Here is a 21,816-nt window from a genome sequence, read left to right as displayed (position 1 = left end):
CCAGTACTGACTACAGGAACGTGTGGCCTTCCCCGCGGTACGTCGGGACGGTAGCCGTCACCGCATCCCCCTCGATCAGCTGCAGCACATCGAAACGCTCGCACAGCTCACCGGCCTTGGCGTGCCGGAACCACACCTTGTCGCCGATCAGCAGGTCGTCGGCGGGGGAGCCGAGCAGCGGCGTCTGCACCTCGCCGGGCCCCTCCTGGGGGTCGTAGCGCAGCCCCTCCGGGAGGTGGGGGACGGGCAGCCGGTCACTCCCGGGTGCACCGGAGGCGGGGTACCCGCCACCGAGGACCGTCACCACCCCCACCCCCGGCCGCCGTACGACGGGCTGGGCGAACAGCGCGGCCGGACGCCCGCTGAAGGAGGTGTAGTTGTCGAACAGCCGGGGCACGTACAGCCCCGACCCGGCGCCGATCTCGGTGACGGCGTCCTCGGCGGCGGTGTGCTGCACACTGCCGGTGCCGCCGCCGTTGACGAACTCCAGATCCGGTACGACGGCCCGCACCGCGCGCACCACCTCGCCGCGCCGCTCGGCCAGCTCCCGGCGGGCGGTGGCCTGCATCAGCCGTACGGCACGCGACCGCAGCGGCCGCCCGGCGACGGAGTCACCGACGCCCGCGATGTGCCCCTCGTACGCCATGATCCCGACGACCTTGAACCCGGGCCGCCGCGCCACGGCACGCGCCAGGTCGGCGACCTGGGCGGGGGAGTGCAGCGGCGAACGACGTGCCCCGACGCGCACCCGCCCCCCGAACAGCTTCAGCGAGGTGTCCAACTCCAGGCAGACGCGGATGACTTCACGCCCGCCGTCGCGTGCCTCGTCGATGAGCCTCAGCTGGGCGGGGTCGTCGATCATGACGGTGACGGCGGCGGCGAGCTTGGGGTCGGCGGCCAGTTCGGCGAACGCGGCACGGTCCGCGGACGGATAGGCGAGCAGGACGTCCTCGAAGCCGCCGCGCGCCAGCCACAGGGACTCGGCGAGGGTGAAGGACATGATTCCCGCGAACCCGTCCTTCGCCAGGACCCGCTCCAGCAGGGCCCGGCAGCGGACGGACTTGCTGGCGACCCGGATCGGTTTGCCGCCCGCACGGCGAACGAGGTCGTCCGCGTTGGCGTCGAAGGCGTCCAGGTCCACGATGGCGAGGGGGGCGTCGAGATGGGCGGTGGCCCGGTCGTAACGGACCCGGTCGGCGGCGCGCGCAGTCATGAACGAAGCCTGCCAGACAGGATTACCGCAGGGTAGGGGGACGTTCCGGGCAGATGCCCCGGGCTCGTGGACTGGTTCCCGTTCCGGCTGGGGCAGCCCGTAGAGTGACGCGCACGTACGGCGCAACGGCGGCGGTTGCACATGCATCCGGATGCCGGACCGCCCGTACGGGTATGCGTGCCCGGGACGGACTGGCCCGGCGTCGACCGGTTGAGCGCAAGGACGACGGCCCGCGTACAGATAGACGGCCCGGGCGCTGAGGAAACGGGGGGTGCATGAGCACGGAAGCGCAGCACGCCTCCATCCCGCCGCGCCCACCCCAGCCCCCGACCGTCGGCGCGCTGCCCTCGGAGAGCCGGGCCGGCACCGGCCCGGCATCGGAGCCGGACGCCGCCGCGACGGCCTCCGGTCGCTCCGACCGCACTCCGGACACCCAGACGTCCGGCGGCGTCTGGTCCCCATGGCGAGGCTCTGAACCCTTCGAGGCCTTCGGCCGCCACACGCCCGCAACGGGCGCGAACGCCGAAGCCGGGCCCGCATCACCTGCCGAGAACGAATCTGCTCCGGCGGCACCGTCCCGTCCCGGAACCGGCTCCGGCGCGCTGCCGTCGTCCCGGGGTGGCGGTGCGCGGGGTGAGGGCTGGTCGTCCTGGGACGGCGGTGACGCCGAGGGAGGCCGGTCGTCCGGGCGTCAGCCGCAGCCCGGTGCGGTCTCGTCAACCGGGCGCGGACCCGAATCCGCCGCGCACTCGGCGCCTCGCTCGGGCAGCGACTCCTCCGCGGGCTCTGCCCCGGCCGACTCTCCGCAGCCGCAGCCGTATTCCCCGAGCCCGCGCGTGCCCTTCGCCCGGGACGCCGGTCCGGGGACCCCGCCCCCGCCGCAGGCCACGGCCCGCTTCCCGGACGCCCCTCCGGCGGCCGGCCGTGAGGAAGGGCGCGACAGCGCAGGTACGACCGCTGCGGACCCCGCGGTACCACCGCGCCCGAGTCACCGCCCCACACCACCGCTCGGCCGCACGAATGCCCCCGCGGAGACCGCTCAGGAAACGACCACGCGCCTGCGCCCGATCCCCCCGGTGACGCCGGCCGGGACACCCGCCCACCCGACAACGGCGCCCGCCGTGCCGGGCACCGGCCGGCCTCCCGCATCGGCCGATCCCAGGATCCGCCGCGTCCCGCAGTCCCCGAACGCCCCAGCCGCTCCGGCCTCGCGGCCGATGCCGTCGTCTCCGACATCCGTCGATCCGCTGCGGCGCCCCGAGTCGGCCGCCGGGCCCATGCCGGCCGCGCGCGCGGCTTCCGGCTCCGGCTCGGCCGTGCCGCCCGCTGCGGATGGGTCCGCCGGTTCGGCGGCGTCGGTCCCGCCTTCTGCCGATCCGTTGCGGCGTCCTGAGTCGGCTGCCGGGCCCATGTCTGCTGCGCGTGCGGCTTTCGGCTCCGGCTCGGCCGTGCCGCTCACCGCGGATGTCTCCACGGGTTCGGCCGCGTCTGCCTCGGCTCCCGTCGATCCGCCGCGGCGCCCTGACGCGACCGCCGGGCCCATGCCGCCTGCCCGGCCGGCTTCCCGCCCGGGCACGGCCACACCATCCGTGCCGCCCGCCCGCCCAAGCTCCGCTCCCACCCCTCCGGCTGTCCGCCCGGGCACGGCCACGCCCCCCATGCCCTCCACCCGTCCCAGCACCCCTCACGCTTCATCGGCGCCGCCCATGCCGCCCCTGGTGGGCAGCCGGATGGAAGCCGTCGGCCTGGGGCCCGATCCGGCGCTCTCCTGGAGTGCTCCGGTGGTGCCCGGGAGTCTCGGGGGCGGGCGGCCCGTCGTGTCGTTCGGTGAGCCCGAGGGGTACGACGAGCGGGTCCGGCCGCGGCCGCTCGGGGGTCGGGTACGGTCGCGTACTGCCGCTGTCGCCGCCTGTGTCGTGCTCGGGCTCGGGCTCATCGGCGGGGCCGTGACCGGGAGTTGGCTGGTCGGGGGCTCCGAGGACGGTGGCGAACAGGACACGTTCGCCGCGGCCGGGGATCTGTGGCACAGCGTGCCCGTGGACCAGTTGTTCCCGCGGACCGTGAAGGGGACGGGGGCCGGACCCGGCGGCGCCGACCGCACCTGGACGCGTATCGCCGTCGCACCGGACAGCGGGTGCAAGGACGCCTTCGACCCGCTGCTGAAAAAGGCCCTCGCGCCGGTCGGCTGCCAGCGGCTGCTGCGCGCCACCTACACGGACGCCACCCAGAGCTTCGTCACCACCGTCGGCCTCCTCTTCACCAAGGCCGACACCACATCCATGGACGCCCTCGCCAAGCGCTTCCGGAGCCAGGGCCTCGGCACCCGCACGGACCTGATGCCCCGCCCCTACGCCGCGAAGAACACCGCCGCCGCCCGCTTCGGCCCCGAGCAGCGCGCCTCCTGGACCGTGTCCGTCCTCACCGACGCCCCCGTCGTCGTCTACGCCGTCTCCGGCTGGGCCGACGGCCGCACTGTCGACACCCCGCTCGCCGCCGAACAGGCCACACAGTCCGGCGCCACCTCGGCCCCCGCCCAGGCAGGCCTCGGCAACGAGGCCCAGGGCCTCGCCGACCGCATCGAACGGGCCCTGCGCAAAGACGTCACTTCACCCACGGAGAAGCCCTCGTGAAGCGCCGGTCCAAGGGCCGTGTCGGAGTGCTGAGCGCCCTCCTCGTCGCCTCCCTCGCCCTCGTCCCGGCCACCGCCGCGCACGCCGACGGCATACGCGCCCAGCAGTGGGCCCTCGACGCCATGCACACCCAGCAGGCCTGGCAGACCACCAAGGGCAAGGGCATCACCGTCGCCGTCCTGGACACCGGGGTGGAGGCCGACCACCCCGACCTCGCCGGCAACGTCCTGCCCGCCAAGGACATGATCGGCTTCGGGGCGAAGCAGGGGGACCGGGCGTGGGCCCGGCACGGCACCGCCATGGCGGGCATCATCGCCGGGCACGGACACGGCGTCGGCGACTCCGACGGCGTCATGGGCATCGCCCCGGAAGCCAAGATCCTCCCCGTCCGCGTCATTCTTGAGGACGAGGACACGGCCCGCGGCAAGGCCCGCTCCAGCCGCGGCAACGCCCTCGCCGAAGGCATCCGCTGGGCCACCGACCACGGCGCCGACGTCATCAACCTCTCCCTCGGCGACGACTCCGCCTCCGCCCACCCCGAACCCGCCGAGGACGAGGCCGTCCAGTACGCCCTGAAGAAGAACGTGACCGTCGTCGCCTCCGCCGGCAACGGCGGCGACAAGGGCGACCACGTCTCCTACCCGGCCGCCTACCCGGGCGTCATCGCAGCGACCGCCGTCGACCGCTTCGGCACCCGCGCCTCGTTCTCCACCCGCCGCTGGTACGCCACCGTCAGCGCCCCCGGCGACAAAATCGTCATCGCCGACCCCGACCACAAGTACTACGAGGGGTGGGGGACCAGCGCGGCCTCGGCGTTCGTCTCGGGCGCGGTGGCGCTCATCAAGGCAGCCCACCCCGGACTGGCCCCCGCCCAGATCAAACAGCTCCTCGAGGACACCGCCCGCAACCCCCCGACCGGCGGCCGCGACGACTCCCGCGGCTTCGGCATGATCGACCCGGCCGCCGCCATCAAGGCCGCCGGCCGCCTCAAGCCGAAGGGTCTGCAGGCCGCGTCGTTCGGCGAGAAGTACTTCGGCTCCGGCCCGGACGCAGCCAAGTCCGAAGGCGACACCAGCAGTTGGGCGGCCCCGCTCGCGGGCAGCCTCGGCGGGGTGCTGCTCGTCGCGGCGGTCGTCCTGTGGCGCGGCCGCCGCCCACGCTTCGACGACTTCTGAGCCGCCGGCCCGCTACTCAGAGACCGAGGCGGAGGGCGAAGCAGAAGCAGAAGGAGAAGCAGACGCGGACGACGTCGAGGCGTCCCCGGCCAACGCCGCAACCGCCGCCTTCGCCGCCGACTCGACCAGCGAAATCCCCTTCGCCTGCGTCGAGTTGCCCTTGGACAGCGCGGCCACCAGGTAGTCGTGACCGTCGACCGTCACCCGCCCGATGCTGTTGATGTCCCACAGGCCGGTCGTGCTGCGCGCCAGCCAGCCGTTCTTCAGCGCCCACCGCGAGCCGTCGGCCGCGGCCGACACCCCCCATTGCTGGTCGGCCTCGATCTGCCCCATCAGCCCCTGCAGATACGTCTGCGAGGCCTGACTCAGCTCCGAGTCGTCCCCGAACACCTGCTGCAGCAGCGTGAGTTGATCGGTGGCCGTGGTCTGGGTCAGCCCCCACAGCATGTCGTCGCCGCCCTCGGTGTCCGTGAGCCCGAGCCGCTCGTTCGCGGCGTCGAGACCGTCCGCCTTGCCGATGATCCGCCACAGCGCGGACGCGGCGGTGTTGTCGCTGTTCTCGATCATCGTGATGGCGTACGACTTCTCGCTCGCCGTGAGGTGCCGGCCCGCGTCCTGCGCCTGGAGCAGCAGCGTCGCCAGGATATCGACCTTGACGATGCTCGCCGTGTCGAAGGCGCCGTCCCCGTGCGAGGCGCTGTCGCCGGAGTCCAGGTCCAGCACCGCCACCGACACCTGCGCGTCGTCCTCGACGGACACCGACTTCATCGCCTCGGCCAGCAGTGCGTCATGGTCCACCGTCGGCTGAGCCACAGGTTCCACCGATGCCTCCCCGTCCGCCGTGGCCGAGGTGGAGGCCGACGCCGTCGCCGACGACGATACGGGGCTCGCACCGGAGTGCGCCCGAGCCTTCACAAACACGGTCCCGGCGGCCGTCACGCCTACGACGGCCACGGTGGCGAGGGCGGTGTGGAGCACAGTGCGCGTCCTGGACGGACGGGTGCGGCGGCTGCGGCGGGCTCTGAAGGACTCCATGCCCGCGATGCTCGGGGCGCCGACTGTGTGCTCCGTTAGACGAAAGTTAGATGTGTGTCAGGGAAATCTGAGAAAGCCGTGAACCCTGTGAACAAGCGGTTTCCGGGGCCGCACAAGCCCAGCAGCATCCCGCCGATATCCGCCCGATAGGGTCGGTGACCGTGGCGAACAAGAACATTCCCGACTCCGGCTTCTCCGACGACGACGGCTCCGCGGACCCCCGGCTGAGCGCCGCGCTCACCGCCTGGGCCGAGGACCGCACCGCCGTGGGCCCCGTCCTGGAGGCACTCAAGGGCGCCCGGCTGCTCGTCCCTGTGGTGGCCGTCCTCGGCGAGGTCGAGGAGGACGAGAACGGGCTGCGCCGCGAGAAGACCAGCGACATGGCCGTACCGACCCTCAAGGCCGGCCACCGCACCGCCCTGCCGGCCTTCACCTCCACCGACTCCCTGGCCCGCTGGGACCCGGCGGCCCGCCCCGTCGCCGTACCCCTGCACCAGGCACTGCAGGCCGCGGCGCACGAGAAGGCGGACACGATCGTGCTGGACCTGGCCGGACCGGTGCCGTTCGAACTGACCGGCTCGGTGCTGCTCGCCCTCGCCGAGGGCCGAACGACGACCGACCCGCTCGCCGACCCGGCGGTCGTGGCGTCGGTACGTGCCGCCGTCGCCGCCGTGGGTGCGGTGGAGCGGGCCTACCTCGGCCCTGGGCAGGGCGACGGCACACTCGCCCTGGTTCTCTGCCCCGGCATGCCGAACGACGCGAGCGTCCACGCAGTCGCCCGGCGCATCGCCGCCGACGAAACACTCAGGGCCCGCCTGGTGCACGGCCTCGACCTGGCACTGCTGCCGGCCGGGGCCACGCCTCCGGGCGAGCCCTTGTATGTGCGAGGGTGAACTAGCCGTAGATCGGACCGGTGTACTTCTCACCGGGCCCCTGGCCCGGCTCGTCCGGGACGACGGACGCCTCGCGGAACGCCAGCTGCAGCGACTTCAGGCCGTCGCGCAGCGGCGCCGCGTGGAAGGAGCTGATCTCGGTCGCACTCGCGTCCAGCAGACCGGCCAGCGCGGTCACCAGCTTGCGGGCCTCGTCCAGGTCCTTGTACTTGTCGCCCTCCTCGGTCAGACCGAGCTTCACCGCGGCGGCGCTCATCAGGTTGACGGCGACCGTCACGATCACCTCGACCGCGGGGACCTCGGCGATGTCGCGGGTCATGGCGTCGAAGTCGGCGGGGGACTCGGGGGACTCAGGAGGGGTGTCACTCATGTCCCACACGATAGGGCCCGGTGCACGCCGGTTAGCACCACCCCCGGGATGCTGCTAACCTTGTGTGACGACCGGCTGGACGCACGCGTGTCCGGCCCACAAGTGGAGGCTCCGATCTCCCACCTGACCGCCCTCCGGGGCGGCGGGTCACCCCGGTCAGGCGGCCACCATCGTTCCGTACGGACGATGGAGTCGCCCGAAAGTGCGCCCCGCGTCATCGCGGCGGTGCTCCGGTAGTGCTTTGGAGCCCCGCCTGTGATCGTCCGGGGCATTTTTCATGCTTCGGCGCGGTTAGGTCTAACGAAAGAGACATACGCGGCTGTCCGCCAGACCGCCGTGTGGTGCTAACCGAGGAGGATCCATCAGCGCCGAGCCCCGCATCAACGACCGGATTCGCGTTCCCGAGGTGCGACTTGTCGGTCCCAGTGGCGAGCAGGTGGGCATTGTCCCGCTGGCCAAGGCACTGGAGCTTGCGCAGGAGTACGACCTGGACCTGGTCGAGGTCGCGGCGAACGCCCGTCCGCCCGTGTGCAAGCTCATGGACTACGGGAAGTTCAAGTACGAGTCGGCCATGAAGGCCCGTGAGGCGCGCAAGAACCAGGCGCACACGGTCATCAAGGAGATGAAGCTCCGGCCGAAGATCGACCCGCACGACTATGACACCAAGAAGGGTCACGTCGTCCGGTTCCTCAAGCAGGGCGACAAGGTCAAGATCACGATCATGTTCCGTGGTCGCGAGCAGTCCCGGCCCGAGCTGGGCTACCGACTGCTGCAGCGTCTCGCGGAGGACGTCCAGGACCTCGGTTTCGTGGAGTCGAACCCGAAGCAGGACGGCCGAAACATGATCATGGTTCTCGGTCCGCACAAGAAGAAGACCGAGGCGATGGCCGAGGCCCGCCAGGCGCAGGAAGCCCGCAAGGCTGAAGCGAAGGCCAACCCCGGCAAGTCGCAGAACGCCGCGGAGGTCGACCACGAGGTCGTGGACGACGCCGAGGCGCCTGCCGAGGCTTCCGCCGAGGCGTGATCCCGGGGGACGCGAGTCCCCAGGATGCAACCGATACAACAGCGACGTTCCACCGTGCCCGGTTTCACGACCGGGCACCGGAACGCCACCGACGAGGAGAGAACGGCGCTATGCCGAAGAACAAGTCGCACAGCGGTGCCAGCAAGCGCTTCAAGATCACCGGCTCCGGCAAGGTGCTCCGTGAGCGCGCCGGCAAGCGCCACCTGCTCGAGCACAAGTCGTCCCGCGTGACGCGTCGCCTCACCGGCAACGCCGAGATGGCCCCGGGCGACGCCGCGAAGATCAAGAAGCTTCTCGGCAAGTGACGTGAGCGGCGCCCCCACCGAGCGCCGTACGTCTGGACCGGGACCCAATCGATTCCGGGCCGTGTGAGTCCAACCACGGCCCCGCTACAAGGAGTTAAAAAGTGGCACGCGTCAAGCGGGCAGTCAACGCCCACAAGAAGCGCCGGGCGATCCTCGAGGCGGCCTCCGGCTACCGCGGTCAGCGTTCGCGCCTGTACCGCAAGGCCAAGGAGCAGGTCACCCACTCGCTGGTCTACAACTACAACGACCGCAAGAAGCGCAAGGGTGACTTCCGCCAGCTGTGGATCCAGCGCATCAACGCCGCTGCCCGCGCCAACGGCATCACGTACAACCGCTTCATCCAGGGTCTGAAGGCCGCCAACGTCGAGGTCGACCGCAAGATCCTCGCCGAGCTGGCCGTCAACGACGCCACCGCGTTCGCCGCGCTGGTCGAGGTTGCGCAGAAGGCTCTGCCGGCGGACGTCAACGCGCCGAAGGCCGCGTGACGCTGCGCCGGCTTGGGCCGACGTGACATTCGGACCCGTGGGCTTTTGCCTGCGGGTCCGTTGTGTTGAGTGACTCGGGTGGGTTCGGCACCGCCGGAGTCCGCCGTCGTGGTTGATCGCCGTTGCGGCGGAAAATAGATAGGTGACCTTCATGCCCCCCGTTGTCCCCGAGCTGATTTCCCCACGCTCTCCCCGGGTGTCGGCCGCCCGGCGGCTCGCCAGGCGGAACTTCCGGGGCAAGGAACGGCTGTTCCTCGCAGAGGGGCCGCAGGCCGTGCGGGAGGCGGCGGTGTACGGGGACACGCTCGTGGAGCTGTTCGCCACCGTCGAGGCCGCCGAGCGGTACGCCGACATCATCGGGGAGGCCCGGGAGACCGGGGCCCGGGTGCATCTCGCCGCCGACGACGTGATCGCCGACATCTCCACCACCGTCACTCCGCAGGGGCTCGTGGGGATCTGCCGGTTCCTGGACACGCCCTTCGAGGAGATCCTCGCCGCCCGTCCCAAGCTCGTCGCCGTACTCGCGAACGTCCGGGACCCCGGGAACGCCGGGACCGTGCTCCGGTGCGCCGATGCCGCCGGCGCCGAGGCCGTCGTACTGACCGATGCCTCCGTCGATCTCTACAACCCCAAGGCCGTACGGGCGTCCGTGGGCTCGCTCTTCCATCTGCCCGTCGCCGTCGGCGTTCCCGTGGAGGACGCGGTCGAGGGACTCAAGGGCGCCGGGGTGCGGATTCTCGCCGCCGACGGGGCCGGGACCGACGACCTGGACGACGAGCTCGACAAGGGGACCATGGGCGGGCCGACCGCCTGGGTGTTCGGGAACGAGGCGTGGGGGCTTCCGGAAGAGACCCGCGCACTGGCGGACGCCGTGGTGCGCGTGCCGATCCACGGGAAGGCCGAGAGCCTGAACCTCGCCACCGCGGCCGCCGTATGTCTCTATGCGTCAGCCCGTGCTCAGCGCGCCTCCGGAGGGTGCCGCTCCGTCACCGAGAGCTAGTAGGGTGACCAGCTCGGGGGGCCACCTGCGCCGTCTGAGAGGTGGGGTACGGGGATGACTGTCGGCACGAGCAGGGCACAGGACGCGCGGCGCGCGCCCGCGCCCCGGCACGGCGATCTCGCCGAGCTCGGCATCGACCCCGACGAGCTGCCCGACGGCCTCGTCGTCGCCGACGAGCACGGCCACGTCATCTGCTTCAACGCCGCCGCCGAGCGCATCACCGCCGTCGCCGCGCAGGACGCCCTCGGGCAGCGGCTGGAGAAGGCGCTGCCGTTAGAGGACCTGGAGGGGCGCCGCTGGTGGCAGCTGACCGATCCGTACGGCGGGCTCGCCACCCGGGTGCGTCAGCCCGAGCGGAATCTGCTGCTGCCCGGTGGACGGGAGGTCCTCGTATCCGCCCGGTACGTCCGCAGTGAACCCACCGGAGCCGTGCGCCGCGTCGTCGTCTCGCTGCGTGACACCGAGGCCCGGCGCCGTACCGAGCGCAGCCATGCCGAGCTGATAGCGACGGTGGCCCATGAGCTGCGCTCGCCGCTCACCTCCGTCAAGGGCTTCACCGCCACGCTGCTCGCCAAGTGGGAACGCTTCACCGACGACCAGAAGCGGCTGATGCTGGAGACCGTCGACGCCGACGCCGACCGGGTCACCCGGCTCATCGCCGAGCTGCTCGACATCTCGCGGATCGACAGCGGGCGGTTGGAGGTGCGGCGCCAGCCCGTCGACATCGGCGCGGCTGTCGGACGCCATATTCAGGCGTACGTCGCCGCCGGGCAGCCCGCCGACCGGTTCCTGCTGCGCATCGAGCAGCCCCTGCCCGCCCTGTGGGCCGACCCCGACAAGATCGACCAGGTGCTCAGCAACCTGCTGGAAAATGCGGTGCGCCACGGCGAGGGAACCGTCACGATTGACATCACGGCCACGGCGTCCCCGCGCGAAGACGAGGACACCGGAACGTCGGTCACAGTGAGCGACGAGGGGCCCGGCATCCCGGAGGAGTCCATGAACCGCGTCTTCACCCGCTTCTGGCGGGGCAGCAAGCGCGGCGGCACCGGCCTCGGGCTCTACATCGTCAAGGGCATCGTCGAAGCCCACGGCGGCACCATCACGGTCGGCCGCGCCCCCCAGGGCGGGGCAGAGTTCCGATTTACGTTGCCCGTGGCAGCCCCGGCGTATCTCGCCTGACGGCCCACGGGCGCATTCGTACACCTCCACCCCGTTAGACTCGGCCTTTGGCACCTTTGTGTCCCGGATACGGCCCTCAAGAGTCGGCGACGGGGACCTCCAGCCAGCCAATCGGAAGCACGGGAAGAGATGTCGGCACCGAATAAGTCGTACGACCCTGTAGAGGTCGAGGCGTTGAAACCGGAAGAGATCGAGCGCATGCGGGACGAGGCGCTCGCCGCCTTCGCCGCCGCGGACTCCCTCGACGCGCTCCAGGAGGCCAAGGTCGCCCACACCGGGGGCACCTCCCCGCTGGCCCTCGCCAACCGCGAGATCGGCGCCCTGCCGCCGCACGCCAAGGCCGCCGCCGGAAAGCTCGTCGGCCAGGCCCGTGGCGCCGTGAACAAGGCCCTTGCAGGCCGTCAGGCCGAGCTGGAGGCCGAGCGGGACGCCCGCGTGCTGGTCGAGGAGTCGGTGGATGTCACGCTGCCGTACGACCGCGTACCGGCCGGCGCCCGCCACCCCCTGACCACCCTCTCCGAGCGCATCGAGGACGTCTTCGTGGCCATGGGCTACGAGGTCGCCGAGGGCCCCCAGGTGGAGGCCGAGTGGTTCAACTTCGACGCCCTCAACATCGGCCCGGACCACCCGGCCCGCGGCGAGGCCGACACCTTCTTCATCGAGGGCCCCGACGGCGGCACCGAGTCCGGTGTCGTGCTGCGCACCCACACCTCGCCCGTGCAGATCCGCTCGCTGCTCAACCGTGAGCTGCCGGTGTACGTGATCTGTCCCGGCCGCGTGTACCGCACCGACGAGCTGGACGCCACCCACACCCCGGTCTTCCACCAGGTCGAGCTGCTCGCCGTCGACGAGGGCCTGACCATGGCCGACCTCAAGGGCACCCTCGACCACATGGTCCAGTCGCTGTTCGGCGAGGACATGAAGACCCGGCTGAGGCCGAACTTCTTCCCGTTCACCGAGCCGTCCGCCGAGATGGACATGGTCTGCTACGTCTGCCGCGGCGAGTCCGTCGGCAACCCCGACCGCCCCTGCCGCACCTGCTCCTCCGAGGGCTGGATCGAGCTCGGCGGCTGCGGCATGGTCAACCCGCGGGTGCTCACCGCCTGCGGTGTGGACCCCGAGAAGTACAGCGGATTCGCCTTCGGGTTCGGCATCGAACGGATGCTGATGTTCCGCCACAACGTCGAAGACATGCGAGACATGGTCGAGGGTGACGTCCGGTTCACCCGGCCGTTCGGGATGGAGATCTGATGCGGGTCCCGCTTTCCTGGCTGCGGGAGTACGTCGACCTGCCGGCGACCGAAACCGGCCGTGACGTCCAGGCCAAGCTCATTTCGGCCGGTCTGGAGGTCGAGACGGTCGAGCAGCTCGGCCACGACCTCAAGGGCCCCCTGGTCGTCGGCAAGGTGCTGACCATCGAGGAGCTGGAGGGCTTCAAGAAGCCGATCCGGTTCTGCACCGTCGACGTCGGCCAGGCCAACGGCACCGGTGAGCCCCAGGAGATCGTCTGCGGCGCCCGCAACTTTGCCGTCGGCGACAAGGTCGTCGTCGTGCTGCCCGGCGCCACCCTGCCCGGCGGTTTCTCGATCGCCGCGCGCAAGACGTACGGCAGGACGTCCCACGGCATGATCTGCTCCAGCGACGAGCTGGGCATGGGCGACGACGGCACCAAGGGCATCATCGTGCTGCCGCCGGAGGCCGAGATCGGCAAGGACGCCATCGAGCTGCTGGAGCTCGTGGACGAGGTCCTCGACATCGCCGTCACCGCCAACCGCGGCGACTGCCTGTCCATCCGCGGCGTCGCCCGCGAGACCGCCATCGCGTACCGCCTGCCGCTGCGCGACCCGGCGCTCCTCGACGTCCCCGGCCCGAACGCGTACGGCTACCCGGTCCAGGTCTCCGAGCCGCTCGGCTGCGACCGCTTCACGGCCCGCACGGTCACCGGTCTCAGCCCCGAGGCGCGCTCCCCGATCTGGCTGCAGCGCCGGCTGCAGAAGGTCGGCATGCGCCCGATCTCGCTCGCCGTCGACGTCACCAACTACGTGATGATGGAGCTCGGTCAGCCGCTGCACGCCTACGACCGCAACCTGGTCCAGGGCACCATCGGCGTCCGCCGCGCGGCCGAGGGCGAGAAGATCGTCACCCTCGACGGCGTCGAGCGGAAGCTGCACGCCGAGGACCTGGTGATCACGGACGACCGAGGTCCCATCGGACTCGCGGGCGTCATGGGCGGCGCCAACACCGAGATCGCCGACCACGATGCCACCGAGAACGGGGCGAACGCGTCCACTGACGTGGTCATCGAGGCCGCGCACTTCGACCAGGTCTCGATCGCGCGCACGGCCCGCCGCCACAAGCTGTCCTCCGAGGCGTCCCGCCGCTTCGAGCGGGGCGTCGACCCGCAGGCCGCCTCCGCCGCGGCCCAGCGCACCGTCGACCTGCTGGTGCTGCTCGCGGGCGGCACCGCCGAGGCCGGCGTCACCGAGGTCATCGCGCCGTCCGCACCGCACACCATCACCGTTCCGGCCAACCACCCGGACAAGGTGGCGGGTGTCGACTACGGCCGCGAGATCGTCGTACGACGCCTCCAGGAGGTCGGCTGCGACGTGTACGGGCAGGACGAGCTGATCGTCACCGTCCCGTCCTGGCGGCCGGATCTGGACGACGTCAACGACCTGGCCGAAGAGGTCATTCGCCTGGAGGGCTACGAGAACCTGCCCTCGACGCTGCCCAAGCTGCCCTCGGGCCGCGGGCTGACCCACCGGCAGCGGCTGCACCGCCGTGTCGGGCGGGCGCTGGCCGGTGCCGGATACGTCGAGGCGCCGAACTACCCGTTCATCAGCGAGCAGGTCTTCGACCAGCTGCTGCTGGAGGCCGGTGACCCGGCCCGCCGTGTGGTGCGCCTGACCAACCCGCTCAACGACGAGGAGCCCGCGCTCCGTACGTCGCTGCTGCCGGGTCTGCTGGCCGCCCTGCGGCGCAACAACGGCCGGGGCTCGCACGACCTGGCGCTGTTCGAGACCGGGCTGGTGTTCCTCCCGCGCGCGGAGCAGAAGGCCGCCGTCGCCCTGCCCGTCGACCGGCGTCCCACCGACGAGGAGATCGCCGAGCTGAACGCCGCGCTGCCCGAGCAGCCGCGCCACGTCGCCGTCGTCCTCGCGGGCGCCCGCGAGCAGGCCGGCTGGTGGGGCAAGGGCCGGCCGTCGGACTGGGCCGACGCGGTCGAGGCGGGGCGCGCCGCCGCGCGGGAAGCCGGTGCCGACCTGATCGTGCGCAAGGGGCAGTACGGTCCTTGGCACCCCGGCCGCTGCGCCGAGTTCGTGGTCGTCGTAGACGGCACGGAGACGGTTGTCGGCCACGCCGGAGAGCTCCACCCGCGTGTGGTGAAGGCCCTGGGGCTGCCCGAGCGCACCAGTGCGATGGAGATCGACCTGGATGCGCTGGAGGAGGTCGGCAACGACACTCCGCAGGCGCCCGGCATCTCCACGTTCCCGGTGGCCACGCAGGATGTTGCGCTGGTCGTCGACAAGTTCGTGCCGCATGCCGACGTTGAAGCTGCGCTGCGGGACGGGGCGGGTGAACTCCTTGAGGGGATCCGGCTGTTCGACGTGTACGAGAACGCCGAGCAGCTGGGTGAGGGGAAGAAGTCGCTGGCCTATGCGCTGCGGTTCCGTGCGCCCGACCGCACCTTGACCGTTGACGAGGCGTCTGCGGCTCGGGATGCGGCGGTTGCCCTCGCGGGCGAGCGGGCGGGGGCAGTTCTTCGGGGCTGAGTTCGCCCAAGGGGCGGGGGAGCTGTTGTCGGTTGGCGGCTGCGGGTTTTCTGTGGCTTGTCGCGCAGTTCCCCGCGCCCCTTGAAGGGGCGCTGCAGTTCCCCCTGTGAATATGCGCCCTACCTGCATAAATGCGGGTGGCCTGGAGGTTGTCACTCGTTTGGGTGGCAACTTGGGGTGATCTGGACCTATCCGGCCATGCGGTCGACAGAATCGGACCGGCCTTTCGGGGTCGGTCCGTCTGTGCTGTCAGGGCCTAAATGGGGGGCCAATCGGCATGATCCGCATCAAGGCTGGGGTTCCCCGCGGGGCGGGGCGGCGCCCGTTGCGCCGGGTGCTTGCGCTGGGGCTGCCCACTGTGTGGGGCGCCATGGCGATCACGTACAAACTGGCCTGTCCGCTCGCCCAGCAGAACGGGCTGGGCGCGCGCATCGGCACCAGTGCCGTCTTCTTCGCCGTGGGGACCGGGCTGATACTTCATGTCCGGCATGCGCTGCTGCGCGAGCTGCGAGAGGTCCGGCAGGTCGCGGGTGCCGCGCAGAGTGTGCTGCTGCGGCCGCTGCCGCCACGGATCGACGGGCTGAACATCGCCGCGGCCCAGCTGTCTGCGGACCGCGGTGCGGCCATTGGCGGCGATCTGTACGAGGTCATCGCCACCGAGCACGGGGTGCGGGTCGTGATGGGCGATGTGCGCGGGCACGGGCTTGCCGCCATCAGTACGGTCGCCGCCGTGCTCGGCAGCTTCCGCGAGGCCGTGCACGACGAGGCCGACCTCGGCAGTGTGCTGCGGCGGCTGGAGCGGGCGCTCGCCCGGCATCTGCGGGAGCGGGCCCGCGCCGAGCACCCCTCGGCCGGACGGGAGCCGGACAGCCCGGTCGCCGAGGAGTTCGTGACCGTACTGCTGCTGGAGATCGGGGCGGACGGAGAGGTGCGCGGCCTCAACTGCGGGCACCCCTGGCCGTATCTGCTGGGCCCGGCCCGGGCCGAACTGCTGACCCGGGCCGAACCGCTGCCTCCCCTCGGGCCGTTCCCGTTGCCCGCCGAGCTGCCCGCCCACCACTGCGGCAGGCTGCTGCCCGGCGAGGCGCTGTTCCTGCACACGGACGGTGTCGAGGACGCCCGCGACGGACGTGGCCGGTTCTTTCCGCTGCCGTCCGCGCTCGCCGAGGCCGTCGGTGCCGGGCCGGTCTCCCCGCAGTCCGTGCTGCGCGCCGTCTTCGCCGGGCTGCTCAGGCACTCCGGGGGAAGACCCGCCGACGACGTCGCTGTGCTCGTGCTGCGCAACGACCGCCGCCAGGTCGTACGAGCACATGGCGAGCCGGTCGGACACCGGGCGCACCGCCTCACGTGACGTCGAGGCCGCGAGTCGCCACGCTCCCCCCTCGCGGTGCGCCCGGCGCTCCCGCGTGGTCTGGGCGGGCCCCCTCGTGTGGTGTGTCTGCGCGGCGCGCCGTCCGCCCCGCCACGGAGTGTCGGGCAGGCAGCTGGGCGGACGGCGCGGAAGCGGGCCGCCGCACTGTACGAGGGGGAGCCGGCGGCCCGGCCGGCCTCTTGCGAGGCATTTCAGTCAACCGGTTGGAAACTCTGCGCGACAGTGCGCGTACGCTGCGGATCCGGGCACTCCGTTCACACCCCGTGTGAAGGCGTTCGCACTACGCTGACGGCACCGAGCGATCCGGGGGGCACCCATGCAGCCCAACACTCTGCTCGACGCGATCCTGGACGAGGCCGGGATCTCGCATGCGGGGCTGGCGGCACACGTCAATCAGGCGGGGCGGGCGCGCGGCCTCGCGCTCCGGTACGAACACACCGCCGTGGCACGGTGGTTGAAGGGGCAGCGGCCCCGGGGCCAGGTGCCCGACCTGATCTGCGAGGTGCTCGCGGGTCGGCTGCACCGGCCGGTCACGCTCGACGACATCGGCCTCGGTGTGCCGGGTGAGCCGTCCACCCCGCACGGCACCTCGCTGTCCGGCTTCGTGGAGCGCGCCACCGCGCTGTGGCGCTCCGACGAGCAGCAGCGTCCGCACATCCTGGGTGCGCCCGCGGTCACCGGCACGCCCGCCGTCATGCCCGTGTGGGAGTGGGAGAACCCGCCCGAGGACGTGGATGTCTCGCGCGGCGGCCGGCACCGGGTCACCGCCTCGGACATCGAGATGCTGCGCGCCGCGCGCACCCACTACGAGCAGATGTACCGCAAGGCGGGCGGCATAGCGACCCGCACCCGGATCGTCGGGTTCCTCAATGCGGAGGCCGCGCCGCTGCTGCGCGGCAGCTACACCGACGCCACCGGCCGCCAACTGCACCGGGCCACGGGCGGATTAGTGGCCATTGCAGGCATCTGTGCGTACGACTCCGACGCGCACGGACTCGCCCAGCGCTACTTCCACCAGGCGCTGCGGCTGGCAAAGGCCAGCGGGGACCGGGGCCTTGGCGCCTATGTGATCGCGCTGCTGGTCAACCAGGCCCTGTACATGCGGGAGTACCGGCAGGCGGTCGCCTTCGCGGAGGCCGCGCTGCGCGCCGCCGGGAAGCACATCACGCCGGCGCTCGCCTGCGACCTCTACGCGATGCAGGCCAAGGCGTACGCACACCTCGGCGACGGCACGACCGCACTGTCCTGCATCCGGCGTGCCGAGCAGGCCGCCGAACGCATCCGGCGCGGATACGAACCCGACGAAACCGGCTATGTCCAGCCGGGGCTGGTCAACGTCCAGGTGGCGGAGGCGCTGCTCAGCCTCGGCGAACTGGTGGCCGCGGGGGAGCACGCCGCGGCGGCCGTCGACAATCCCGCGCACGACCGCGGCCGGGTGCACCGGCTCGCCATGCTCAGCACGATCGAACTCCGTCAGGGCAACGCCGACAAGGCGGTGGCCACCGCGGTGCAGATGGCCGAACAGGCCCGCGGAATGGAGTCCCAGCGGCTGCGCGACAGACTTCGCGCGGTACGCGAGTACCTGGTGCGCAGCGGCTGTGCGGGCACCGCCGAAGCCGCCGAACTCATCGACGGAGCACTGCGCGTACCGCTGTAGGCAGGTTCCTGAGCACCGACACCCCACAGTCCCTGCTGCGATATTGCCACTTACTCGACGGAAGGTGGCAGAACCGTGCAGTGGACGAAACAGAACGAACAAACTGTGTATGAAAACCGCTGGTTCACCGTCAACCTGGCAGATGTGGAACTGCCGGACGGGCGGCACCTGGACCACTTTCTGATACGGCTGCGGCCCGTCGCCGTGGCCACGGTGGTGAACGAGGCCAATGAAGTCCTCCTCCTGTGGCGCCACCGCTTCATCACCGACAGCTGGGGGTGGGAACTCGCTGCGGGTGTGGTCGAGGACGGCGAGGACATCGCCGTCGCGGCCGCCAGGGAACTCGAGGAAGAGACCGGCTGGCGACCGGGACCGCTGCAGCACCTCATGAGCGTCGAGCCGTCCAACGGCCTCACCGACGCCCGGCACCACATCTACTGGGCCGACGAGGGCGAGTACGTCGGACATCCCGTGGACGACTTCGAGTCGGACCGCCGGGAATGGGTCCCCCTCAAGCTCGTCCCCGACATGGTCGCCCGCGGCGAGGTCCCGGCCGCCAACATGGCGGCCGCGTTACTGCTCCTGCACCACCTCAGGCTCGGACAGGACGGCCAGCCCTGATCCCCCACCGCGCCCTTGTCCCTGTCCTTTCAGTGGCCCAGGGTTTGCCATACCGTCACGACGAGCGCGCCCACGGCCGTCAGCGCCGCGACTGCGGGCAGCGGCCAGCGGGCGTGCTCCAGGGCGACGATCCGTGCGCTCAGGTCGTCGAGTTCCTTGTGTGTCTCCTCGGTGCGGTGGTTGAGCAGAGCCAGCCCTCCCTCGACACGCGCGTACGCGACATCGAGGCGGCGGCGTAACTCTGCGAGTTCTCCATGGACCACGGGATGCTCCGGGTCGGCGGTCACGGGTCCGCTCCTTTCCGTAGTCGTCACATCCGTTGCATGCGCATGAAGAGTCAACTCGCCTGGTGGACACGTGGGGAGCGTGTGCGAGGGGCATATGCGTGCCCGGCGCGCACACGGTGTGTGAATGACACGGGCCCGGCACCATCAAAGGTGCCGGGCCCGCAGTCGTCGCACTGTGTAATCAGCACCCTGGAACGGGCACTGTGCAAAAGCCTGTCGAGGTCAGCCGTAGGTGTAGAAGCCCGAGCCGGACTTCCGGCCCAGCCGGCCCGCGTCGACCATGCGCTGCAGCAGCGGGGGAGCGGCGTACAGCGGCTCCTTGTACTCCTCGTACATCGAGTTGGCGATGGAGACGATGGTGTCCAGACCGATCAGGTCGGACAGCTTCAGCGGGCCCATCGGGTGGGCGCAGCCCATCTCCATGCCGTTGTCGATGTCCTCGCGGCCCGCGATGCCCGACTCGAACATGCGGATGGCGGAGAGCAGATACGGCACCAGCAGCGCGTTGACCACGAATCCGGAGCGGTCCTGGGCACGGATCGCGTGCTTGCCGAGCACCTTCTCGGCGAACAGCTGGGCGCGGCTGAGTGTGCCCTCCGAGGTGGTGAGCGCCGGGATCAACTCGACCAGCTTCTGCACCGGGGCCGGATTGAAGAAGTGGATGCCGACGATGTGGTCCGGGCGGGAGGTGGCGACCGCCAGCTTCACCAGCGGGATGGAGGAGGTGTTGGAGGCCAGGATGGCATCCGGGCGGGTCACCACCTGGTCGAGCACCTGGAAGATCTCCGTCTTCACCTGCTCGTTCTCCACGACGGCCTCGATCACCAGGTCGCGGTCGGCGAACTCGCCCAGGTCGGTGGTGAAGCTCAGGTGCGCCTGCGTCTCGTCCCGCTCCTGCTCGGTGATCTTGCCGCGCTCGGCCGCCTTGGCCAGCGAGCCGAACAGCCGAGTGCGGCCGATCTCCAGGGCCTCCCCGGTGGTCTCGGCGACCTTGACGTCCAGACCCGCCCGGGCACACACCTCGGCGATGCCCGCTCCCATCTGGCCGCAGCCGACCACTCCGACGCGCGAGATGTCTCCCGATTGGAAGTCCGTCACATCGTCCCCTTCGCAGATCTACGAATGCGGCAGGTCCCCCGTGGTTCGGTGCCTGCTCCAAACCTGCACGTTACCTCCGGCGATCGTTGATCGATCGTTCGGGTACCGCGTGGCAGTCTGACGCGGGGGGCGGCCCGGGTCGAGAATCTCCCGGTCACGCACATCAGCGCATGGAGGTAGGGGAATGCTGCACCGTAGGTCTCGGCTGTCGCGGCGGGCGTTCGCAGCGACGGCCCTGTCGGCTCTCGTGGCGGGGGGCGGTGCAGTGGCGGCGAGTGCAGCGATGGCGGGCGGCGAATCCGAGCGCCGGCGGTCCTCACGTGAGATGCGGGGCGTCTGGGTGGCGACCGTGGCCAACCGCGACTGGCCCGCCAAGCCGGGGCTGACCGCCGCCGAGCAGCGGGCCCAGCTGATCGCCATCCTGGACCGCGCCGTGCACAGCCGCCTCAACGCCGTGATGTTCCAGGTGCGCCCGACGGCCGACGCGCTGTGGCCCTCCCCGTACGAGCCCTGGTCGCAGGTCCTCACCGGCACCCAGGGCCAGGACCCGGGCTGGGACCCGCTGGGCACGGCCGTGAAGGAGGCCCACGCCCGCGGCCTGGAACTGCACGCCTGGTTCAACCCGTACCGCATCGCCAACCACACGGACCTGACGAAACTGGCCGCCTCCCACCCCGCGCGCAAGCACCCGGACTGGGTGGTGCCCTACGGCGGGAAGCTCTACTACAACCCGGGGCTGCCGAAGGTCCGCGCCTTCGTGCAGAACGCGATGCTCGACGCGGTGCACAAGTACCCCGTGGACGCCGTGCACTTCGACGACTACTTCTACCCGTACCCCGTGGCCGGCCAGGCCTTCGACGACGATGCGGCCTACGCCCGCTACGGCCGCCGCTTCCAGGACCGGGCCGCCTGGCGCCGCGACAACATCGACCGGCTGGTGCACGAGACCGCCGCACGCATCAAGCAGACCCGGCCCGGCACGCGCTTCGGCATCAGCCCGTTCGCCGTGTGGCGCAACGCCGCCACCGACCCGCTCGGCTCGGACTCGCGGGCGGGCGTGCAGACGTACGACGACCTGTACGCGGACACCCGCAAGTGGGTGCGGGAGAACTGGGTGGACTACATCGCCCCGCAGATCTACTGGAACATCGGCTTCGCCGCCGCCGACTACGCCAAGCTCGTGCCCTGGTGGGCGGAGGTCGCGCGGGGCACCGGGACGCAGGTGTACGTGGGGGAGGCGCTGTACAAGGCCGGTGACCCGGCGCAGTCCGCGGCCTGGCAGGACGTCGCCGAGCTCTCCCGGCACCTCACCCTGGCCAAGGACCACCCGCAGGTGCGCGGGCACGTCTTCTTCGCCGCCAAGGATGTGGCGACGGACCGGATCGGCGCGATGGCGCGGGTGGTCGCCGACCACTACCAGCAGCCGGCGAAGCCCCCGCGCTGATCTATTTCTGCGGTTCCTTGTGCCGGATCTCGGTGTCGGGGCCGGGTGAGCAGATGCCCGTGTGCCCGTCCTCGAAGCGGACGCGGAACGGAGGGTTGCCCTCCTGGCCCAGGATTTCGACGATCTCGCCGATCCTGTCGTGCTGTCCGACCACCCTGCCGTGTTGGACAAGCTGGTCGCCCACGGTTGCATGCATGTGTTGGGCCTCCTCACCAATGTGCGGGAGCAGCGGTCCGTGGCCTTGAGTTTACG

General features: G+C 71.1%; 20 protein-coding genes and 1 pseudogene. 14 read left to right on the top strand and 7 right to left on the bottom strand.

Annotation, left to right across the window (positions count from 1 at the left end):
• Nucleotides 1-10: 10 nt before the first annotated feature.
• Nucleotides 11-1,213, bottom strand: coding sequence for an amino acid deaminase/aldolase (locus P2Q00_RS21600; protein ID WP_275774263.1), 1,203 nt, complete (start codon nucleotides 1,211-1,213; stop codon nucleotides 11-13).
• Between the two features lie 1,039 nt (nucleotides 1,214-2,252).
• Nucleotides 2,253-2,789: a hypothetical protein gene (locus tag P2Q00_RS21595; protein WP_275774262.1), complete on the bottom strand. Its 537-nt coding sequence runs from the start codon at nucleotides 2,787-2,789 to the stop codon at nucleotides 2,253-2,255.
• Between the two features lie 241 nt (nucleotides 2,790-3,030).
• Between P2Q00_RS21595 and P2Q00_RS21590 the strand changes: the two genes are divergently transcribed.
• Nucleotides 3,031-3,843, top strand: coding sequence for a hypothetical protein (locus P2Q00_RS21590; RefSeq protein WP_275774429.1), 813 nt, complete (start codon nucleotides 3,031-3,033; stop codon nucleotides 3,841-3,843).
• Nucleotides 3,840-5,018: a type VII secretion-associated serine protease mycosin gene (gene mycP, locus P2Q00_RS21585; RefSeq protein ID WP_275774261.1), complete on the top strand. Its 1,179-nt coding sequence runs from the start codon at nucleotides 3,840-3,842 to the stop codon at nucleotides 5,016-5,018. Before P2Q00_RS21590 ends, mycP begins: the two co-directional genes overlap by 4 nt.
• A gap of 12 nt (nucleotides 5,019-5,030) precedes the next feature.
• Here mycP and P2Q00_RS21580 read toward each other — a convergent pair whose 3' ends face one another.
• The gene (locus P2Q00_RS21580) at nucleotides 5,031-6,053 is read right to left on the bottom strand and encodes a serine hydrolase (protein ID WP_275774260.1); all 1,023 of its coding nucleotides are present in this window, start codon (nucleotides 6,051-6,053) and stop codon (nucleotides 5,031-5,033) included.
• A gap of 161 nt (nucleotides 6,054-6,214) precedes the next feature.
• On the opposite strand from P2Q00_RS21580, the gene P2Q00_RS21575 reads away from it, so the two are divergent.
• Nucleotides 6,215-6,946 carry an SseB family protein gene (locus tag P2Q00_RS21575; protein WP_275774259.1) on the top strand — a complete coding sequence of 244 codons (732 nt, stop codon included), beginning with the start codon at nucleotides 6,215-6,217 and terminating at the stop codon, nucleotides 6,944-6,946.
• 1 nt (nucleotide 6,947) lies between these two features.
• On the opposite strand, the gene P2Q00_RS21570 is transcribed toward P2Q00_RS21575, so the two are convergent.
• Nucleotides 6,948-7,316: a DUF1844 domain-containing protein gene (locus P2Q00_RS21570; RefSeq protein WP_275774258.1), complete on the bottom strand. Its 369-nt coding sequence runs from the start codon at nucleotides 7,314-7,316 to the stop codon at nucleotides 6,948-6,950.
• Between the two features lie 336 nt (nucleotides 7,317-7,652).
• On the opposite strand from P2Q00_RS21570, the pseudogene infC reads away from it, so the two are divergent.
• The 10 genes and pseudogenes from infC to P2Q00_RS21520 all read left to right on the top strand — a co-directional run bounded on the left by infC (nucleotide 7,653) and on the right by P2Q00_RS21520 (nucleotide 18,735).
• A pseudogene (gene infC, locus P2Q00_RS21565) lies at nucleotides 7,653-8,340 on the top strand (translation initiation factor IF-3).
• Nucleotides 8,341-8,450: 110 nt separating this feature from the next.
• Nucleotides 8,451-8,645, top strand: coding sequence for a 50S ribosomal protein L35 (rpmI, locus tag P2Q00_RS21560; protein WP_003977225.1), 195 nt, complete (start codon nucleotides 8,451-8,453; stop codon nucleotides 8,643-8,645).
• Between the two features lie 101 nt (nucleotides 8,646-8,746).
• Nucleotides 8,747-9,130, top strand: coding sequence for a 50S ribosomal protein L20 (gene rplT / locus P2Q00_RS21555; protein WP_232654097.1), 384 nt, complete (start codon nucleotides 8,747-8,749; stop codon nucleotides 9,128-9,130).
• Between the two features lie 151 nt (nucleotides 9,131-9,281).
• The gene (locus tag P2Q00_RS21550) at nucleotides 9,282-10,130 is read left to right on the top strand and encodes a TrmH family RNA methyltransferase (protein WP_275774257.1); all 849 of its coding nucleotides are present in this window, start codon (nucleotides 9,282-9,284) and stop codon (nucleotides 10,128-10,130) included.
• Nucleotides 10,131-10,184: 54 nt separating this feature from the next.
• Entirely contained in the window at nucleotides 10,185-11,312 is a 1,128-nt protein-coding gene (locus P2Q00_RS21545; RefSeq protein WP_275774256.1) for a sensor histidine kinase, read from the top strand.
• A 129-nt stretch (nucleotides 11,313-11,441) separates the two neighbouring features.
• The gene (gene pheS / locus P2Q00_RS21540; RefSeq protein WP_275774255.1) at nucleotides 11,442-12,563 is read left to right on the top strand and encodes a phenylalanine--tRNA ligase subunit alpha; all 1,122 of its coding nucleotides are present in this window, start codon (nucleotides 11,442-11,444) and stop codon (nucleotides 12,561-12,563) included.
• Nucleotides 12,563-15,085 (top strand): phenylalanine--tRNA ligase subunit beta, encoded by a 2,523-nt coding sequence (gene pheT, locus P2Q00_RS21535; protein ID WP_275774254.1) that lies wholly within the window; start codon nucleotides 12,563-12,565, stop codon nucleotides 15,083-15,085. The genes pheS and pheT overlap by 1 nt, the downstream gene beginning before the upstream one ends.
• A 277-nt stretch (nucleotides 15,086-15,362) precedes the next feature.
• Nucleotides 15,363-16,436 (top strand): PP2C family protein-serine/threonine phosphatase, encoded by a 1,074-nt coding sequence (locus P2Q00_RS21530; protein WP_275774253.1) that lies wholly within the window; start codon nucleotides 15,363-15,365, stop codon nucleotides 16,434-16,436.
• 337 nt (nucleotides 16,437-16,773) lie between these two features.
• The gene (locus tag P2Q00_RS21525) at nucleotides 16,774-18,114 is read left to right on the top strand and encodes an NsdA family TPR-like regulatory protein (protein ID WP_275774252.1); all 1,341 of its coding nucleotides are present in this window, start codon (nucleotides 16,774-16,776) and stop codon (nucleotides 18,112-18,114) included.
• Nucleotides 18,115-18,189: 75 nt separating this feature from the next.
• Entirely contained in the window at nucleotides 18,190-18,735 is a 546-nt protein-coding gene (locus P2Q00_RS21520; RefSeq protein ID WP_275774251.1) for an NUDIX hydrolase, read from the top strand.
• Nucleotides 18,736-18,764: 29 nt separating this feature from the next.
• Here P2Q00_RS21520 and P2Q00_RS21515 read toward each other — a convergent pair whose 3' ends face one another.
• Nucleotides 18,765-19,022 carry a hypothetical protein gene (locus P2Q00_RS21515; RefSeq protein WP_275774250.1) on the bottom strand — a complete coding sequence of 86 codons (258 nt, stop codon included), beginning with the start codon at nucleotides 19,020-19,022 and terminating at the stop codon, nucleotides 18,765-18,767.
• Between the two features lie 222 nt (nucleotides 19,023-19,244).
• Complete coding sequence (locus tag P2Q00_RS21510; RefSeq protein WP_275774249.1) at nucleotides 19,245-20,120, bottom strand: 3-hydroxybutyryl-CoA dehydrogenase; 876 nt, start codon at nucleotides 20,118-20,120, stop codon at nucleotides 19,245-19,247.
• Between the two features lie 184 nt (nucleotides 20,121-20,304).
• Between P2Q00_RS21510 and P2Q00_RS21505 the strand changes: the two genes are divergently transcribed.
• On the top strand, nucleotides 20,305-21,564 hold the full coding sequence (locus P2Q00_RS21505) for a glycoside hydrolase family 10-like protein (protein ID WP_275774248.1): 1,260 nt from the start codon (nucleotides 20,305-20,307) through the stop codon (nucleotides 21,562-21,564).
• Between the two features lies 1 nt (nucleotide 21,565).
• Here P2Q00_RS21505 and P2Q00_RS21500 read toward each other — a convergent pair whose 3' ends face one another.
• Nucleotides 21,566-21,760 (bottom strand): DUF1918 domain-containing protein, encoded by a 195-nt coding sequence (locus tag P2Q00_RS21500; protein WP_275774247.1) that lies wholly within the window; start codon nucleotides 21,758-21,760, stop codon nucleotides 21,566-21,568.
• Nucleotides 21,761-21,816: the final 56 nt, after the last annotated feature.

This window comes from Streptomyces coacervatus (assembly GCF_029223485.1).
GTDB classification, from domain to species: domain Bacteria; phylum Actinomycetota; class Actinomycetes; order Streptomycetales; family Streptomycetaceae; genus Streptomyces; species Streptomyces coacervatus.
The sequence above is the reverse complement of the archived record's forward strand: the minus strand, read 5'-3'. Positions and strand labels throughout refer to the sequence as shown.

Excerpts from the sequence above, each read along its gene's own strand:
- P2Q00_RS21600 (WP_275774263.1), bottom strand. The coding sequence starts at position 1,213 with ATGACTGCGCGCGCCGCCGACCGGGTCCGTTACGACCGGGCCACCGCC.
- P2Q00_RS21580 (WP_275774260.1), bottom strand. The coding sequence starts at position 6,053 with ATGGAGTCCTTCAGAGCCCGCCGCAGCCGCCGCACCCGTCCGTCCAGG.
- P2Q00_RS21570 (WP_275774258.1), bottom strand. The coding sequence starts at position 7,316 with ATGAGTGACACCCCTCCTGAGTCCCCCGAGTCCCCCGCCGACTTCGAC.
- rpmI (WP_003977225.1), top strand. The coding sequence starts at position 8,451 with ATGCCGAAGAACAAGTCGCACAGCGGTGCCAGCAAGCGCTTCAAGATC.
- P2Q00_RS21550 (WP_275774257.1), top strand. The coding sequence starts at position 9,282 with ATGCCCCCCGTTGTCCCCGAGCTGATTTCCCCACGCTCTCCCCGGGTG.
- P2Q00_RS21545 (WP_275774256.1), top strand. The coding sequence starts at position 10,185 with ATGACTGTCGGCACGAGCAGGGCACAGGACGCGCGGCGCGCGCCCGCG.
- pheS (WP_275774255.1), top strand. The coding sequence starts at position 11,442 with ATGTCGGCACCGAATAAGTCGTACGACCCTGTAGAGGTCGAGGCGTTG.
- pheT (WP_275774254.1), top strand. The coding sequence starts at position 12,563 with ATGCGGGTCCCGCTTTCCTGGCTGCGGGAGTACGTCGACCTGCCGGCG.
- P2Q00_RS21530 (WP_275774253.1), top strand. The coding sequence starts at position 15,363 with ATGATCCGCATCAAGGCTGGGGTTCCCCGCGGGGCGGGGCGGCGCCCG.
- P2Q00_RS21525 (WP_275774252.1), top strand. The coding sequence starts at position 16,774 with ATGCAGCCCAACACTCTGCTCGACGCGATCCTGGACGAGGCCGGGATC.
- P2Q00_RS21505 (WP_275774248.1), top strand. The coding sequence starts at position 20,305 with ATGCTGCACCGTAGGTCTCGGCTGTCGCGGCGGGCGTTCGCAGCGACG.
- P2Q00_RS21500 (WP_275774247.1), bottom strand. The coding sequence starts at position 21,760 with ATGCATGCAACCGTGGGCGACCAGCTTGTCCAACACGGCAGGGTGGTC.